General features: G+C 75.6%; 15 protein-coding genes. 11 read left to right on the top strand and 4 right to left on the bottom strand.

Annotated elements, in window-relative coordinates:
- Positions 1 to 546 precede the first annotated feature (546 nt).
- Positions 547 to 1,113, top strand: coding sequence for a helix-turn-helix domain-containing protein (locus ACF061_RS33305; RefSeq protein ID WP_392270731.1), 567 nt, complete (start codon positions 547 to 549; stop codon positions 1,111 to 1,113).
- Positions 1,113 to 1,853, top strand: a complete 741-nt coding sequence (locus tag ACF061_RS33300) for a helical backbone metal receptor (RefSeq protein ID WP_392270730.1) — start codon at positions 1,113 to 1,115, stop codon at positions 1,851 to 1,853. Before ACF061_RS33305 ends, ACF061_RS33300 begins: the two co-directional genes overlap by 1 nt.
- On the opposite strand, the gene ACF061_RS33295 is transcribed toward ACF061_RS33300, so the two are convergent.
- Positions 1,765 to 2,937, bottom strand: coding sequence for a TDT family transporter (locus ACF061_RS33295; protein ID WP_392270729.1), 1,173 nt, complete (start codon positions 2,935 to 2,937; stop codon positions 1,765 to 1,767). The two genes, ACF061_RS33300 and ACF061_RS33295, sit on opposite strands and share 89 nt — an antisense overlap.
- 71 nt (positions 2,938 to 3,008) lie before the next feature.
- Here ACF061_RS33295 and ACF061_RS33290 point away from each other — a divergent pair, with 71 nt between their 5' ends.
- Positions 3,009 to 3,968, top strand: coding sequence for a LysR family transcriptional regulator (locus ACF061_RS33290; RefSeq protein ID WP_392270728.1), 960 nt, complete (start codon positions 3,009 to 3,011; stop codon positions 3,966 to 3,968).
- Between the two features lie 116 nt (positions 3,969 to 4,084).
- On the opposite strand, the gene ACF061_RS33285 is transcribed toward ACF061_RS33290, so the two are convergent.
- A complete protein-coding gene (locus ACF061_RS33285) occupies positions 4,085 to 5,287 on the bottom strand; it encodes an amino acid deaminase/aldolase (protein WP_392270727.1) in 1,203 nt (400 codons plus the stop codon).
- Positions 5,288 to 6,726: 1,439 nt separating this feature from the next.
- Between ACF061_RS33285 and ACF061_RS33280 the strand changes: the two genes are divergently transcribed.
- Both ACF061_RS33280 and mycP read left to right on the top strand, forming a co-directional pair.
- Complete coding sequence (locus ACF061_RS33280; protein WP_392270726.1) at positions 6,727 to 7,449, top strand: hypothetical protein; 723 nt, start codon at positions 6,727 to 6,729, stop codon at positions 7,447 to 7,449.
- Between the two features lie 83 nt (positions 7,450 to 7,532).
- Positions 7,533 to 8,687, top strand: a complete 1,155-nt coding sequence (gene mycP, locus ACF061_RS33275) for a type VII secretion-associated serine protease mycosin (protein ID WP_392270737.1) — start codon at positions 7,533 to 7,535, stop codon at positions 8,685 to 8,687.
- Between the two features lie 132 nt (positions 8,688 to 8,819).
- Here mycP and ACF061_RS33270 read toward each other — a convergent pair whose 3' ends face one another.
- On the bottom strand, positions 8,820 to 9,794 hold the full coding sequence (locus ACF061_RS33270) for a serine hydrolase (RefSeq protein ID WP_392270736.1): 975 nt from the start codon (positions 9,792 to 9,794) through the stop codon (positions 8,820 to 8,822).
- Between the two features lie 154 nt (positions 9,795 to 9,948).
- Between ACF061_RS33270 and ACF061_RS33265 the strand changes: the two genes are divergently transcribed.
- Positions 9,949 to 10,686 (top strand): SseB family protein, encoded by a 738-nt coding sequence (locus ACF061_RS33265; RefSeq protein WP_392270725.1) that lies wholly within the window; start codon positions 9,949 to 9,951, stop codon positions 10,684 to 10,686.
- A gap of 1 nt (position 10,687) precedes the next feature.
- Here ACF061_RS33265 and ACF061_RS33260 read toward each other — a convergent pair whose 3' ends face one another.
- Positions 10,688 to 11,074, bottom strand: coding sequence for a DUF1844 domain-containing protein (locus ACF061_RS33260; protein WP_392270724.1), 387 nt, complete (start codon positions 11,072 to 11,074; stop codon positions 10,688 to 10,690).
- Positions 11,075 to 11,468: 394 nt separating this feature from the next.
- Between ACF061_RS33260 and infC the strand changes: the two genes are divergently transcribed.
- The 5 genes from infC (at position 11,469) to ACF061_RS33235 (ending at position 15,349) form a co-directional block, all read left to right on the top strand.
- Positions 11,469 to 12,119 carry a translation initiation factor IF-3 gene (infC, locus tag ACF061_RS33255; RefSeq protein WP_392270735.1) on the top strand — a complete coding sequence of 217 codons (651 nt, stop codon included), beginning with the start codon at positions 11,469 to 11,471 and terminating at the stop codon, positions 12,117 to 12,119.
- Positions 12,120 to 12,231: 112 nt separating this feature from the next.
- Entirely contained in the window at positions 12,232 to 12,426 is a 195-nt protein-coding gene (rpmI, locus tag ACF061_RS33250) for a 50S ribosomal protein L35 (RefSeq protein ID WP_004933563.1), read from the top strand.
- A 111-nt stretch (positions 12,427 to 12,537) separates the two neighbouring features.
- Positions 12,538 to 12,921 (top strand): 50S ribosomal protein L20, encoded by a 384-nt coding sequence (rplT, locus tag ACF061_RS33245; protein ID WP_030381833.1) that lies wholly within the window; start codon positions 12,538 to 12,540, stop codon positions 12,919 to 12,921.
- A gap of 167 nt (positions 12,922 to 13,088) precedes the next feature.
- Positions 13,089 to 13,970: a TrmH family RNA methyltransferase gene (locus ACF061_RS33240; RefSeq protein WP_392270723.1), complete on the top strand. Its 882-nt coding sequence runs from the start codon at positions 13,089 to 13,091 to the stop codon at positions 13,968 to 13,970.
- Between the two features lie 53 nt (positions 13,971 to 14,023).
- Positions 14,024 to 15,349, top strand: coding sequence for an ATP-binding protein (locus ACF061_RS33235; protein ID WP_392270722.1), 1,326 nt, complete (start codon positions 14,024 to 14,026; stop codon positions 15,347 to 15,349).
- Positions 15,350 to 15,369: the final 20 nt, after the last annotated feature.

Here is a 15,369-nt window from a genome sequence, read left to right as displayed (position 1 = left end):
CCACGAACACCGCATCCTCACCACCGCCGTCCAGCACAACACCTGCGTCTTCTCCGCCATCACCACACTCCGACAACCACCCACCAACTGAACCCCCCCCCCCCCGGCGCCCCCCCCCCCCCCCCCCCCCCCCCCCCCCCCCCCCCCCGCCCCGCCCTCATGCGCGGGGGCGCGGAGCGGTCGCGTCCGCCGACAACACGAATCAGGCCAACCACGGAGAGCCATCCCCACACCCCGGCCGGCCGCCGTCGCGTGGGCCCCGGTGCACCGCCGGCGCCGATCGGGCCGCGCCGGGGGCCCGGACCGTCGCCCGCGCTCGCGGGCGGTCGCCCCGGGACGCCCTGCGGGCCCGGACCCTGCCCCGGGCGGCCCTGATCCACTGGCGCGAACCATGAGGTCGGCCCCACGGGATCCTTACCGCAATATGACGCCCACGTGAAACGGTTTGCCGAACATGCGTAGGGTGCAGAGAAGTCATCAGGAGCGGTCCGCCCGGAAACGGGCCCGCGGACAGCGGACCGGCGGGCGAAGGAGGGAGCCGCAGCGATGGGCGACAACAAGGAACAGCCCCTTCGCGTGGGCGCGGCCGTACGGCGGCGGCGGCGCGCGCTGGACCTCACCCTCGCCGTCGTGGCCGAGCGCAGCGGCCTGTCGGTGCCCTTCCTGAGCCAGATCGAGAACGACCGGGCCCGCCCCAGCAGGAGCTCCCTGGAGAAGGTCGCCGACGCCCTGCGCACCACCGCCGTGGAACTGCTGGCCGCGGCCGACCCGGCGTGCAGCGTCGACGTCGTGCGCGCCGAGGTCGCAGAACTGCGGCCCGAACCCCGGGTGCGTTCCCTGGTGCGCGGCCACCACCAGCTGCACGCCTCCGAGTTCACCGGCGACCACGACGCCGGCCGGGAGTTCCAGCACCGCAACGACGAGCTGATGTACGTCGCCGACGGCGCGGTGGAGATCGAGGCGGAGGGCCGCGCCTACCGGCTGGCGCGCGGCGACACGATGTACCTCACCGGCGGGGTCCGCCACCGCTGGCGGGCGACCGTCCCGGACACGCGCGTGATCGTGGTCGCGGTGGCCGAGCACATCGAGGCGGTGCAGGACCGGACCCGCTGATGCGGGTCGTCTCCCTCGTGCCCTCGCTCACCGAGGCGGTCGCGGTGACGCTGCCCGGCGTCCTCGTGGGCGGCACGAACTGGTGCTGCCGTCCGGCCGGCCTCGACGTGGTCCGCGTGGGCGGCACCAAGAACCCCGACGTGGACCGGATCACCGCCCTCGCCCCCGATCTGGTGATCGCCAACGAGGAGGAGAACCGCGGCCCCGACCTCGACGCCCTGCGCGCGGCAGGCCTCGAGGTGCTGGTCACGGAGGTGCGGGAGGTGCCGCAGGCGTTCGGCGAGCTGGCGCGGGTGCTGGCCGCGTGCGGCGCGGCGGGCCGGCCGCGCTGGCTGGACGAGGCGGAGGCCGCCTGGTCGGCGCCGCCGGCCGTCGAGCCCCCGGGGACCGCCGCCGGGCGCCGTGCGACCGCCGTGGTGCCCGTCTGGCGGCGGCCGTGGATGGTGCTCGGCCGGGACACCTTCGCCGGTGACGTGCTGGCCCGCCTCGGCGTCGACCACCTCCACGCCCAGCACGCCGAGCGCTACCCGCGCGTCCCCGTCGACGAGCTGCGGGCGGCGGCCCCGGACGTCGTCGTACTGCCGGACGAGCCCTACCGCTTCACCGCCGACGACGGGCCGGAGGCCTTCCCCGGCCTGCCCTGCGCCCTGGTCAGCGGCCGGCACCTGACCTGGTACGGACCGTCGCTGGCCGAGGCTCCGCGGGTGCTGGGCGAGGCGCTGCGAGCAGCGCTCCGCTGACCAGCCCGCGGACGGTGTGCACCGCGGCGGCGGCCCAGGCGGTGACGAGGACGGCGTACAGACCGACCGCGAGGGTGTCGTAGACGGCGAGGTGGGTGTGCCGGGCGAGTGCCGAGGCGCCGGTCACGCAGGTGCCCACGGGGAAGGTGAAGGACCACCAGGTCATCGCGAAGCCCATGCCCCGCCGGCCGGCGCGCAGCACCTGGGCGACGGCGAAGACGAACCAGAGCACGGCGAAGCCCATCACGGGGACCCCGTAGAGCAGGGCGAACACCGCGAACCCCGTGCCGTAGGGGGCCGCCACGACGCCGGGGGCCGCGTCCGCGAAGGCGCCGACGGCGGTGGTGGACTGGCCGAGCGGGCCGAGGACCAGGAACAGCGTCGGGGTGAGGGCGAGCGGCAGCGGTCCGGCGATCAGCAGCCGTCCCAGCACCAGCGGCAGCAGCGCCAGCGTCGCCAGCAGACTCAGCCCGAACATCGCCACGCACCCCAGCAGCAGCGTCTCGCGGGCCTGCCCGGCCGGCAGGTGCCGGACGAGGGCGGGTCCGAGGGCCGCGGACACCATCGGCGCGACGACCGGCAGCAGCCACACCGGACCCGCCTGGTGCGGTTCGATGCGGTGGTGCACGGCCATGAGGTACGGCACCGCCACGGCGGCCACCAGTCCGACGGCCGTGCCCGCGGTGAACAGCACCGTGTCCAGGGCGAGCGCGCCGGTGCCGCCGATCCAGTCCCGGCCCACGGACAGGGCGCCGCCGCCGACGGCCAGCAGCGCCATGGCCAGACAGCCGTAGAACGGAGCCGCGGCCGGGTCGAGCAGGTGGGCGCGGGCCTGGTCGCGGTGGTGGGCCCAGTGCAGGGCGCGGGCGCCCAGCAGCACGGTCAGCCAGAGGAGCGAGAGGGCCCAGACCGCGGTGCACACGGTGCGCAGCCCGGGCACGTGGACCGGCAGCGCGGCGCCCGCCGTGCCGACGGCGGCGGTGCCCATGACGGACCCGTACCAGTTGGGGCCGAGGTGACGCACGGCCGGGACGCGCAGCCGGGGCGCGGCCGGGAGGGACAGGGAATGCGCTGCGGTGACCATGGGGATCACGCTTTCGCGGAGTCCGGGCCCCCACCAGGGGGTTTGTCTCTATCAGGGCATAAGCTGAGTTTATGAGCAGGCGGAGGAGGCCGGAGGTGGAAGCAGGCGGCGGGGCGGTGCGGCCGCCCGCGGCGACGCTGGCGCACCGGGTGCCGGACCTGGGCGCGCTGGAACTGCTGCTGGCGGTGGCCCGGCTGGGGAGCCTGGGTGGTGCGGCACGGGAACTGGGCATCACCCAGCCGGCGGCGAGCAGTCGGATCCGTTCCATGGAACGGCAGCTCGGCCTCGCGCTGGTGGACCGCTCACCGCGCGGGTCGCGGCTGACGGACGCGGGCGCCCTGGTGACGGACTGGGCACGGCGGGTCGTGGAGGCGGCGGAGGCCTTCGACGCGGGGGCGCAGGCGCTGCGCGACCGGCGGGACTCGCGGCTGCGGGTGGCGGCCAGCATGACCATCGCGGAGTACCTGCTGCCCGGCTGGCTGCTCGCGCTGCGCGCACGGCGGCCGGACACGGCGGTGTCGCTGCTGGCCGGGAACTCGGCGGCGGTCGCCGAGCGCCTGCTGGCGGACGAGGCGGACCTGGGTTTCGTGGAGGGCGTGTCGGTGCCGGCCGGCCTGGACTCCGTGGTGATCGCCCACGACCGGCTGACCGTGGTGACCGCCCCCGCCCATCCCTGGGCCCGCCGCCGACGGCCCGTGGACGCGGCGGAACTGGCCGCGACGCCGCTGATCCTGCGGGAGACGGGCTCCGGCACCCGGCAGGTCCTGGACGCGGCGCTGGGCGGCCTGGCCCGTCCGCTGATCGAGCTGTCCTCCACGACCGCCGTGAAGGCCGCCGCCGTGAGCGGAGCGGGACCGGCGGTGCTGAGCGAACTGGCGGTGGGCGACGAACTGTCACTGCGCCGCCTGGTGACCATCCCGGTGGCGGGCGTCGCCCTGCGGCGGGACCTGCGCGCGGTCTGGCCGACGGGCCACCGCCCGGTGGGCCCGGCCCGCGAGCTGCTGTCCCTGACCCGGACGGGGACGGGGTAGCGCCGCCGGTTCCGCGTCTCAGGCCCCGCGGTCGCCCGGTCACACCGTCCTCCTCGCCCCGCACCCGTGCAGGTCGGCCGTCGGGCGCGACGGGGTGAACGTTGCCTGTCGCGGTGCTAGAGGAACGTGTGGCCCTCGCCCCGGTACGTCGGAACGGACGCCGCCACCCGGTCGCCCTCGACCAGGTGCAGCGTGTCGAACCGTTCGCACAGCTCGCCCGCCTTGGCGTGCCGGAACCACACCTTGTCGCCGATCAGCAGGTCGTCGGCGGGCGAGCCGAGCAGCGGCGTCTGCACCTCGCCGGGCCCCTCCTGGGGGTCGTAGCGCAGCCCCTCGGGCAGGTACGGCACCGGCAGCCGGTCCGGCCCGGCCACGCCGGAGGCCGGGTAGCCGCCGCCGAGGACCGTGACGGCACCGACGCCCGGGCGGCGTACGACGGGCTGGGCGAACAAGGCCGCCGGACGCCCCCGGAAGGACGAGTAGTTGTCGAAGAGACGCGGGACGTAGAGCCCGGAACCGGCGGCGATCTCGGTGACCGCGTCCTCGGCTGCGGTGTGCTGGACGCTGCCCGTGCCGCCGCCGTTGACGAACTCCAGGTCCGGCGCCACCGCCCGGACCGCCCGCACCACGGCCGCCCGCCGGTCCGTCAGTTCACGGCGGGCGGCCGTCTGCATCAGCCGGATCGCGCGCGAGCGCAGCGGCCGTCCGGCCACCGCGTCGCCCACCCCCGCGATGTGCCCCTCGTACGCCATGATCCCCACCAGCTCGAACCCCGGCCGCCGCGCCACCGTACGGGCCAACTCGGCCATCCGGACCGGGGAGTGCAGCGGTGAACGGCGCGCGCCGACCCGCACCCGCCCGCCGAACAGCCGCAGCGAGGTGTCCAACTCCAGGCAGATCCGGACGACTTCGCGTCCCCCGCCGCGAGAGGCGTCGATCAGGTCGAGCTGGGCCGGGTCGTCGGCCGTCACCGTGACGGCGGCGGCGAGTTCGGGATCGGCGGTGAGCTCGGCGAACCCGGCACGGTCGGCGGAGGGGTAGGCGAGCAGGACGTCCTCGAACCCCGAACGCGCCAGCCACAGCGACTCGGCGAGGGTGAACGACATGACACCGGCGAAGCCGTCCTTCGCGAGGACGCGTTCCAGCAGGGCCCGGCAGCGCACGGACTTGCTGGCCACCCGGACCGGCTTGCCCCCGGCCCGGCGGAGGAGGTCGTCGGCGTTGGCGTCGAAGGCCTCCAGATCCACGATCGCCACAGGGGCGTCGAGGTGGGCGGTGGCCCGGTCGTACCGGGCCCGGTCGGCGGCACGCGCAGTCATGAGCGAAGCCTGCCAGACAGGATTACCGCAGGGTAGGGGGACGTTCCGGGCAGATGCCCCGGGCCCGCCGAGCGAGTTCCCGCCCACCCGGATTCAGCCCGTAGAGTGACGCGCACGTACGACGGGACGGCGCGACGGGACCGGCCGCGGAGACGGGCCGGGATGGCACTTCGTTCGTACGGGTATGCGTGCCCGGTGACGACGCGTCGGCACCGGGCGGGGCAGCGAGGGCGGCCGAGGAAGCGGCCCGGGTTCGGGGAAACGGGGGGTGCATGAGCACGGAAGCGCGCCGGGGCCCCGTACCTCCGCGCCCGGCCGGACCGCCGCCGCCACTGCCGCCAAGGCCGTCCCATCGTCCCGGCGAACCGGCCCATTCCGCCGCTCTGCCGGGCTCCGTGGGCGGCCCGCCGAGCCGGACCGACGACGCGGGCGACCGCCCGGCGGGCGACCACTCGGCGGGCGCCGCCGACGATCGTGCGTCCGATTCCGCGCGTGCCGCCGGTGCCCGTGCGGCCGATGTCGCACGCGCTGCCGACGATCTCGCGTCCGGCGGCGCGCCCGGTCCCGGCAGGCAGGTGCCCGGTTCGCTCCGCACGGCCGGTGGCCCGGTCGCACCGGCCCCGGACGGCCGCCCCCGCCTCCCCGGCTCACGGCCCGCGGGCAGCCGCGTCCCGGAGCAGCCGACCCCACCCCCACCGCCCGCCTCCGCCCGGTTCCCCGACGCCCCGCCGACGGCCGGACGCGTCGACGCCTCGCCGGACCGTCGTCCGGGCAGCCCGCCGGCCCCGGCGGGAACGCCGGGCGCCGCCGGCCGTCCGGGCACGCCCCGGACCGCGGACACCGGCAGGTCCGCCGGGTACGACGGGTCCGGCAGGTCCGCCGGGTACGGCGGCCGGTCCGGGGGCGGCTTCCCGGACCCGCCCCCGGACCCCGCGCCCAGGCCGGCGAACCCCGTCCAGGACGCCGACCGCACCGCGCCGGGCACCGTGCCGCCGCGGGCGGGGCGCCGGCCCGCGGGCTCCGCACGCCGCACCACCGCGCCGTCGGCTCCGGTACCGCACCCGGGCACACCGGTCGCCGGTACGGCCGGCACACCGGTCGCAGGGCCCGCGGGCGCCGTGGCGGCCCGCGGTACCGAGCCCGAGCCGGCGACCGGCCGTACCGGCGACGCGCCCGCCGGGACCGACCCCGATACGACACGCCTGCGTCCCGTCCCCGCCCACCGGCCCCGCACGCCCGGCGCGCCCCCCGACCCGGCCCGGTCCTGGAGGTCCGCGGGCACTGCGGGCATCGCCGGAGGTCCGGCTGCCCCGGGTGCCCCGGCCGCCCCGGGCGCCGCGCGGCCCTTCGTGGTCCTCGGGGAGCCGGAGGGCTACCACGAGCGCGGGCGGGGACGGGCGCTGGGAGCGCGGAGCCGGCCGCGGGCCGCGGCGGCGGCCGTGTGCCTCGTCCTTGGGCTCGGGCTCATCGGCGGCGCGGTGACCGGGAGCCGGCTCGCCGGGGAGTCAGCGCGGGCCGGCGCGGCCGACTCCTTCGCCACCGCCGCCGCGCTGTGGCACAACGCGCCCGTGGACCAGTTGTTCCCGCCCACGGTGCGGGGCGTCGGAGCCGGCCCCGGCGGCGCCGACCGCACCTGGACCCGGGTGGCCGTCGCCCCGGACAGCGGCTGCGCGGGCGCCTTCGACCCGCCGCTGGGCCAGGCCCTCGCCCCCGTCGGCTGCGCCCGCCTACTGCGCGCCACCTACACCGACGCCACCCAGAGCTACGTCACCACCGTCGGCCTGCTCTTCACCGAGGCCGACGCCCCCGCCATGAGCGCCCTGGCCGCCCGGTTCCAGAACGAGGGTCTGGGCCGGCGCACCGACCTCCTGCCGCGCCCGTACGCCGCCAAGGGCACCGTCGCCGCGGCCTTCGGGGACGAGCAGCGCGCGTCCTGGACCGTCTCCGTGCTGACCGAGGCCCCCGTGGTCGTCTACGCCGTCTCCGGCTGGGCCGACGGCCGCACCGTGGGCGCCCCGCAGCCCGCCGCCGACGCGACGCGAGCCGGCGCCACCACGGCCCCCGCCCAGGCCGGCCTCGGCAACGAGGCGCAGGGCCTCGCCGACCGCATCGAACGGAGCCTTCGCAAGACCGCCGCACCGGCCACGGAGAAGCCCTCGTGAAAGCCCCCGCCGCCACAGACCCGGGCGCCCCCCGGGCCGCCGCCGCTCCCTTCGCCGTCACCCGCCGGAGCACGGCCGTCAGCGTGCTCCTCGCCGCCTCCCTGGCGCTCCTCCCGGCCACCGCCGCGCACGCCGACGGCATCCGCGACCAGCAGTGGGCCCTGGACGCCCTGAACACCCAGCGGGCCTGGCAGACCACCAAGGGCGAGGGCGTCACCGTCGCCGTCCTGGACACCGGTGTCGAGTCCGGCCACCCCGACCTGGCCGGCAACGTCCTGCCCACCAAGGACCTGATCGGCTTCGGCGCCCGGCCCGGCGACCGCGCCTGGGCCCGGCACGGCACCGCCATGGCCGGCATCATCGCCGGGCACGGCCACGGCCCCGGCGACGCCGACGGCGTCATGGGCATCGCCCCCGAGGCCCGGATCCTGCCGGTCCGGGTGATCCTGGAGGACGACGACCCGGCCCGCGCCCGGGCCCGCACCACGCGCGGCAAGGCCCTCGCCGAGGGCATCCGCTGGGCCGCCGACCACGGCGCGGACGTCATCAACCTCTCGCTCGGCGACGACTCCGACTCCGCGCACCCGGAGCCCGCCGAGGACGAGGCCGTCCAGTACGCGCTGAGGAAGGGCGCCGTCGTCGTCGCGTCGGCCGGCAACGGTGGCGACAAGGGCGACCACGTCTCCTACCCGGCCGCCTATCCGGGAGTGATCGCCGCGACCGCCGTCGACCGCAACGGGACCCGGGCCGACTTCTCCACCCGCCGCTGGTACGCGGCGGTCAGCGCGCCCGGCGTCGGCATCGTCATCGCCGACCCGGACCACAAGTACTACGAGGGCTGGGGCACCAGCGCGGCCTCCGCCTTCGTCTCCGGCACCGTCGCGCTGGTCAGGGCCGCCCACCCCGGCCTGGCACCCGCGCAGATCAAGAAACTCCTGGAGGACACGGCACGTGACGCCCCCGTCGGCGGCCGGGACGACTCCCGCGGCTTCGGCATGATCGACCCCGTCGCCGCCATGCGGGCCGCCGGCCGCCTCCAGCCGCAGGGCCTGCGCGTGGCGGCCTACGGCGACAAGTACTTCGGTCCCGGCCCCGACGCCCCCGAGGCGGAGCACGCCACCACGGGGTGGGCCGGCCCCCTCGCCGGCGGCGCCGGGGGAGCACTGCTGCTCGGCGCGGCGGTGCTGTGGCGGCGCGGCCGCCGCGAGGAACCGGCCGACGGGGAGTTCCGGCCGTAGTACGCACGGCGGGCCCCGCCGGAGGCCCCGGCCGGCCGCGGAACGCCGGCACCGGGCCGAGGACCACCGGCACCGGGCCGAGGACCACCGGCACCGGGCCGAGGACCACCGGCACCGGGCCGGGGACCGGCCTCAGGTGCCGTCGCCGAAGACCGACACCGCCGCCCGCGCCGCCGCCTCCACCAGGGCCACGCCCTTCTCCTTCGTCGCGTTGCCGTTCGAGAGCGCCGCCACCAGGTAGTCGTCGCCGCCCGCCGTCACCCGTCCGATGCTGTTGACGACCCACAGACCGGTCGTGCTGCGCGGCAGCCAGCCGTTCTTCAGGGCCCACGCCGAGCCGTCGGCCGCGGCCGACACGCCCCAGTCCTGGTCCTCGGCGATCCGCTCCATCAGCCCCTGGAGGTACGTCCGCGAGCCCTCGGTCAGCTTCGAGTCCTCACCGAACACCTGCTTGAGCAGGACGAGCTGGTCGGCCGCCGTGGTCCGGGTCAGGCCCCACAGCGTGCCCTGGCCGCCGGAGGTCCCGGTCAGCCCGAACCGCCGGTTGGCCGCGTCCAGACCGTCCGCCCCGCCGATGGCCCGCCACAGCGCCGACGCGGAGTCGTTGTCGCTCTCCTCGATCATCGCGGTGGCACAGGCCCTCTCCCGCGCGGTCAGCGACCGCCCCGCGTCCTGCGCCTGGAGCAGCAGGGCCGCCAGGATGTCGGCCTTGACGATGCTCGCCGTGTCGAACAGGCCGTCCCCGTACCCGGCGCCCTCCCCGGAGGCCAGGTCGAGCACGGCCACGGACACGGCGGCGCCGTCCGCCACCGCCACCGACCTCATCGCCGTGGCCAGCAGCGCCGTACGGTCCGTCGCCGGCTCCGTCACCGCATCCACCGACGTCCTCCCGTCCGCCGCCGCCGTCCGCCTCGCGGACGACGATACGGTCTCAGGCCCGGCGAAGTGCGCCCGAGCCTTCACCAACGCGGCGCCCGCCGCGGCGGCGCCCACCACGACGACGCACCCGAGAACGGCGGCCAGGAGGGGCCCGCGCCGGGACCGGCGGGACCGGCGGGACCGGCGCGCGCGGCCGGCCCGGCGGGACCGGCGGGACCGGCGGGGCAGGGCGGCGGTGCGGGATCCGGCGCGGGATGCGGGGGACGGGGACTCCATGCCCGCGATGCTGCCGGCGGTGACTGTGCGTGCCGTGGGACCGGTGTGAGACGGAGGTCAGGGGACCCTGAGAACTCCGTGAACGGCCCCGGATAGGGTCGGGGCCGTGGCGAACAAGAACATCCCCGACTCCGGGTTCTCCGACGACGACGGCTCCGCCGACCCCGGCCTGAGCGCCGCGCTCGCCGCCTGGGCCGAGGACCGCGGCGCCGTGGACCCCGTGCTGCGGGCGCTGCGGGACGCCCGGCTGCTCGTCCCGGTCGTGGCCGTGCTCGGTGAGGTCGAGGAGGACGAGAGCGGGCTGCGCCGCGAGAAGACCAGCGACATGGCGGTGCCGACCCTCAAGGCCGGTCACCGCACGGCCCTGCCCGCCTTCACCTCCACCGAGTCCCTGGCCCGCTGGGACCCGGCCGCCCGCCCGGTGGCCGTGCGCCTGCACCAGGCACTGGAGGCCGCCGCGCACGAGAAGGCGGACACCGTGGTGCTGGACCTGGCCGGGCCGGTGGCGTTCGAACTGACCGGCTCGGCGCTGCTGGCCCTCGCCGAGGGCCGCACCACGGCCGACCCCCTCGCCGACCCGGCGGTGTCGGCGGCCGTGCGGGAGGCGGTGGCCGCCGAGCCGGCCGTGCTGCGCGCCCACCTCGGCCCCGGGACGGCCGACGGCACCCTCGCCCTGGTCCTCGACCCGGCCGCCGCGACCGCCCCGGCCGACGTCGCCCGTGCCGTCGCCGAACGGCTGGCCGCCAGCGGCACACTGAGGGCCCGCCTGGTGCGCGGCCTCGACCTGGCGCTGCTGCCGGCCGGGGCGACGCCGCCGGGCGAGCCCTTGTACGTGCGGGAGTAGGTCAGCCGTAGACCGGGCCGGTGTACTTCTCGCCCGGGCCCTGCCCCGGCTCGTCCGGGACCAGCGAGGCCTCGCGGAACGCCAGCTGCAGCGACTTCAGGCCGTCGCGCAGCGGCGCCGCGTGGAAGGAGCTGATCTCGGTCGCGCTCGCGTCCAGCAGGCCGGCGAGCGCGGTCACCAGCTTGCGGGCCTCGTCGAGGTCCTTGTACGCGTCGCCCTCGTCGGTCAGGCCGAGCTTCACGGCGGCCGCGCTCATCAGGTTGACGGCGACCGTCACGATCACCTCGACCGCGGGAACCTCCGCGATGTCGCGGGTCATGGCGTCGAAGTCGGCGGCGCCGGGGGTCTCGGGGCTCTCCGAGGGGTTCTCAGAGGGGGTCTCACTCATGACCCACACGATAGGTGCAGCGCGGCCCCGTCCCGCACGGTGGCCCGCCCCGCCCCGGTTAGCCCTTCCCGACCGTTCCTGCTAACCTTGTGTAACGACCGGTCGGACACGTATGCCCCACGGCTCACGCGCCCGGCCCACAAGTGGAGGTTTTCGAACTCCCACCCGACCGCCTTCCGGGCGGCGGGTCACCGGTCAGACGGTCCCGTCCTCGTGACGTCGGTCCGTCGGACAGCGCGCCCCGCGACCTTCGCGGCGGTCGCTCCGGTAGTTCGAGGAGCCCCGCCTGTGATCGTCCGGGGCATTTTTCGTGCTTCGGCGCGGTTAGGTCTATCGAACAGAGACGTACGCGGCTGTCCGCCAGACCGTCGCGTGGTGCTACCGAGGAGGATCCATCAGCGCCGAGCCCCGCATCAACGACCGGATTCGCGTTCCCGAGGTGCGACTTGTCGGTCCCAGTGGCGAGCAGGTGGGCATCGTCCCGCTGGCCAAGGCACTGGAGCTTGCGCAGGAGTACGACCTGGACCTGGTCGAGGTCGCGGCGAACGCCCGTCCGCCCGTGTGCAAGCTCATGGACTACGGGAAGTTCAAGTACGAGTCGGCCATGAAGGCCCGTGAGGCGCGCAAGAACCAGGCGCACACGGTCATCAAGGAGATGAAGCTCCGGCCGAAGATCGACCCGCACGACTATGACACCAAGAAGGGTCACGTCGTCCGGTTCCTCAAGCAGGGCGACAAGGTCAAGATCACGATCATGTTCCGTGGTCGCGAGCAGTCCCGGCCCGAGCTGGGCTACCGGCTGCTGCAGCGGCTCGCGGAGGACGTCCAGGACCTCGGTTTCGTCGAGTCGAACCCGAAGCAGGACGGCCGGAACATGATCATGGTTCTCGGTCCGCACAAGAAGAAGACCGAGGCGATGGCCGAGGCCCGCCAGGCGCAGGAGGCCCGCAAGGCCGACGCGAAGGCCAACCCCGGCCGCTCGCAGAACGCCGCGGACGTCGAGGCGCCTGCCGAGGAGCCCGCCGAGGAGCACGCCGAGGCGTGACCCCCCTGGGGCCCCGTGTCCCAGGACGTAACCGATACAAGAGCGACGCTCCACCGTGCCCGGTTTTCGCGACCGGGCACCGGAGCGCCACCGACGAGGAGAGAACGGCGCTATGCCGAAGAACAAGTCGCACAGCGGTGCCAGCAAGCGCTTCAAGGTCACCGGCTCCGGCAAGGTGCTCCGTGAGCGCGCCGGCAAGCGCCACCTGCTCGAGCACAAGTCGTCCCGCGTGACGCGTCGCCTCACCGGCAACGCCGAGATGGCCCCGGGCGACGCCGCGAAGATCAAGAAGCTTCTCGGCAAGTGACGCGGCGGCGCCCGATCCACTGATCCGGCGCGCCCCACGTCGAGACCGGGACCCAATCGTTTCCGGGCCGTGTGACGACAACCGCGGCCCCGCTACAAGGAGTTAATCAAAGTGGCACGCGTCAAGCGGGCAGTCAACGCCCACAAGAAGCGCCGGGCGATCCTCGAGCAGGCCTCCGGCTACCGCGGTCAGCGCTCGCGTCTGTACCGCAAGGCCAAGGAGCAGGTCACCCACTCGCTGGTCTACAACTACAACGACCGCAAGAAGCGCAAGGGCGACTTCCGTCAGCTGTGGATCCAGCGCATCAACGCCGCGGCCCGCGCCAACGGCATGACGTACAACCGCTTCATCCAGGGTCTGAAGGCCGCGAACGTCGAGGTCGACCGCAAGATCCTGGCCGAGCTGGCCGTCAACGACGCGAACGCGTTCGCCGCGCTCGTCGAGGTCGCCCAGAAGGCTCTGCCGAGCGACGTCAACGCGCCGAAGGCCGCCTGACGCCGCGCCGGTCCAGGCCGACGTGACCTAACGGACCCGCGGGCTCTGCCTGCGGGTCCGTGGTGTGTGCGCCGCGTGGCGCCCGGGTCGTCCGGCACCGCCGGAGAACCGCGGTGGCCGGCCGCCGTCGAGGCGGAAAGCTCCCTAACCGAAGGTTGAATCTCCCCATGGCCCCCGCCACCCCTGACCTCATCTCCCCCCGGTCCACCCGGGTGCTGGCCGCGCGGCGGCTGGCGAAGCGGAACTTCCGGGGGAAGGAGCGGCTGTTCCTCGCCGAGGGGCCGCAGGCCGTGCGGGAGGCGGCGGCGCACCGGGCCGGCGAACCGGGCGGGACCGCGGCGGGCGGCGCCACCCTCGTGGAGCTGTTCGCCACGATCGAGGCCGCCGAACGGTACGCCGACATCGTGGGGGAGGCCCGCGCCGCCGGAGCGCGTGTCCACCTCGCCGCCGACGAGGTCATCGCCGACATCTCCACCACGGTCACCCCGCAGGGCCTGGTCGGTGTCTGCCGCTTCCTCGACACGCCGTTCGAGGAGATCCTCGCCGCCCGGCCGCGTCTCGTCGCCGTCCTCGCGCACGTGCGCGATCCCGGCAACGCCGGCACCGTGCTGCGCTGCGCCGACGCCGCCGGAGCCGACGCGGTGGTGCTGACCGACGCCTCCGTCGACCTGTACAACCCCAAGGCCGTACGCGCCTCGGTCGGCTCCCTGTTCCACCTGCCCGTCGCCGTGGGCGTCCCCGTGGCACGGGCGGTCGACGGCCTCAAGTCGGCCGGCGTGCGCATCCTGGCCGCCGACGGCGCGGGGCCGCACGATCTCGACGACGAGCTCGACAAGGGCGCCATGGGCGACCCCACCGCCTGGGTGTTCGGCAACGAGGCGTGGGGCCTGCCGGAGGAGACCCGCGCCCTCGCCGACGCGGTCGTCCGCGTCCCGATCCACGGAAAGGCCGAGAGCCTGAACCTCGCCACCGCCGCCGCCGTGTGCCTCTACGCGTCGGCCCGCGCCCAGCGCGCCCCGGGAGGATGCCGCTCCGTCACCCAGAGCTAGTAGGGTGACCAGTTCGGGGGCCTGCTGCACCGGCTGAGAGGTGGGGTAAGGGGATGAGTGTCGGCACCAGCGGCGCACGGGACGCGCGCGAGACGCGACGACCACCCACGCCCCGCTCCGGCGATCCGTCCCGGCCCGAGACGTCCGCCCCCGCCGGTCCTCCGGTCGGGTCCGGCGATCCTGCCCGGCCCGCGGTCCCGGCCCCGCCGCCGGACGAGCGGCCCCCGCCCGGTGACGGCAGCCGGCCCGACGACCGGCCCCCGCCCGGAGACCTCGGCCCCCCCGGCCCGGCCCCGTCCCCCGACCCGACCGGGCTCGGCGTCGACCCCGACGACCTGCCCGACGGGCTGGTGATCGCCGACGAGGAGGGCCGCGTCGTGTGCTTCAACGCCGCCGCCGCCCGCATCACCGCCGTCCCCGCCGAGCAGGCCCTCGGCCGGCGCCTGGAGAAGGCGCTGCCGTTAGAGGACCTGGAGGGACGCCGCTGGTGGCAGCTGACCGACCCCTACGGCGGACTCGCCACCCGGGTCGGCCAGCCCGAGCGCAACCTCCTGCTGCACGGCGGCCGGGAAGTCCTCGTGTCCGCGAAGTACGTCCGCGCCCGCCCCACCGGCCCGGTCCGCCGCGTGGTCGTCTCCCTGCGGGACACCGAGGCCCGCCGCCGCACCGAGCGCAGCCACGCCGAGCTGATCGCCACCGTGGCGCACGAGCTGCGCTCGCCGCTGACCTCCGTCAAGGGCTTCACCGCCACCCTGCTGGCCAAGTGGGAGAGGTTCACCGACGACCAGAAGCGGCTGATGCTGGAGACCGTCGACGCCGACGCCGACCGCGTCACCCGGCTCATCGCCGAGCTGCTGGACATCTCCCGCATCGACTCCGGCCGTCTGGAGGTGCGCCGCCAGCTCGTCGACATAGGGGCCGCCGTCGGCCGGCACATCCAGGCCTACGTCGCCGCCGGCCAGCCCGCCGACCGGTTCCTCGTCCGGGTCGAGCAGCCGCTGCCCGAGCTGTGGGCCGACCCCGACAAGATCGACCAGGTGCTCAGCAACCTCATCGAAAACGCGGTGCGCCACGGCGAGGGAACCGTCACCATAGACGTCACGCCCGCGGCGTCCCCACGAGAAGGGGACGACGGGGAGAACGCAGCCACGTCGGTCACGGTGAGCGACGAGGGGCCCGGCATCCCGGAGGAGTCCATGAACCGCGTCTTCACCCGCTTCTGGCGGGGCAGCAAGCGCGGCGGAACCGGCCTCGGGCTCTACATCGTCAAGGGCATCGTCGAGGCCCACGGCGGCGCCATCACGGTGGGACGCGCCCCCGGCGGCGGCGCCCGGTTCCGATTTACCCTGCCCGTGGGCACCCCGGCACACCTGCTCTGAGCATCCGCCGAGGACCCACG

This window comes from Streptomyces sp. NPDC015220 (genome assembly GCF_043079345.1).
In the GTDB taxonomy this organism is placed as follows: domain Bacteria; phylum Actinomycetota; class Actinomycetes; order Streptomycetales; family Streptomycetaceae; genus Streptomyces.
The sequence above is the reverse complement of the archived record's forward strand: the minus strand, read 5'-3'. Positions and strand labels throughout refer to the sequence as shown.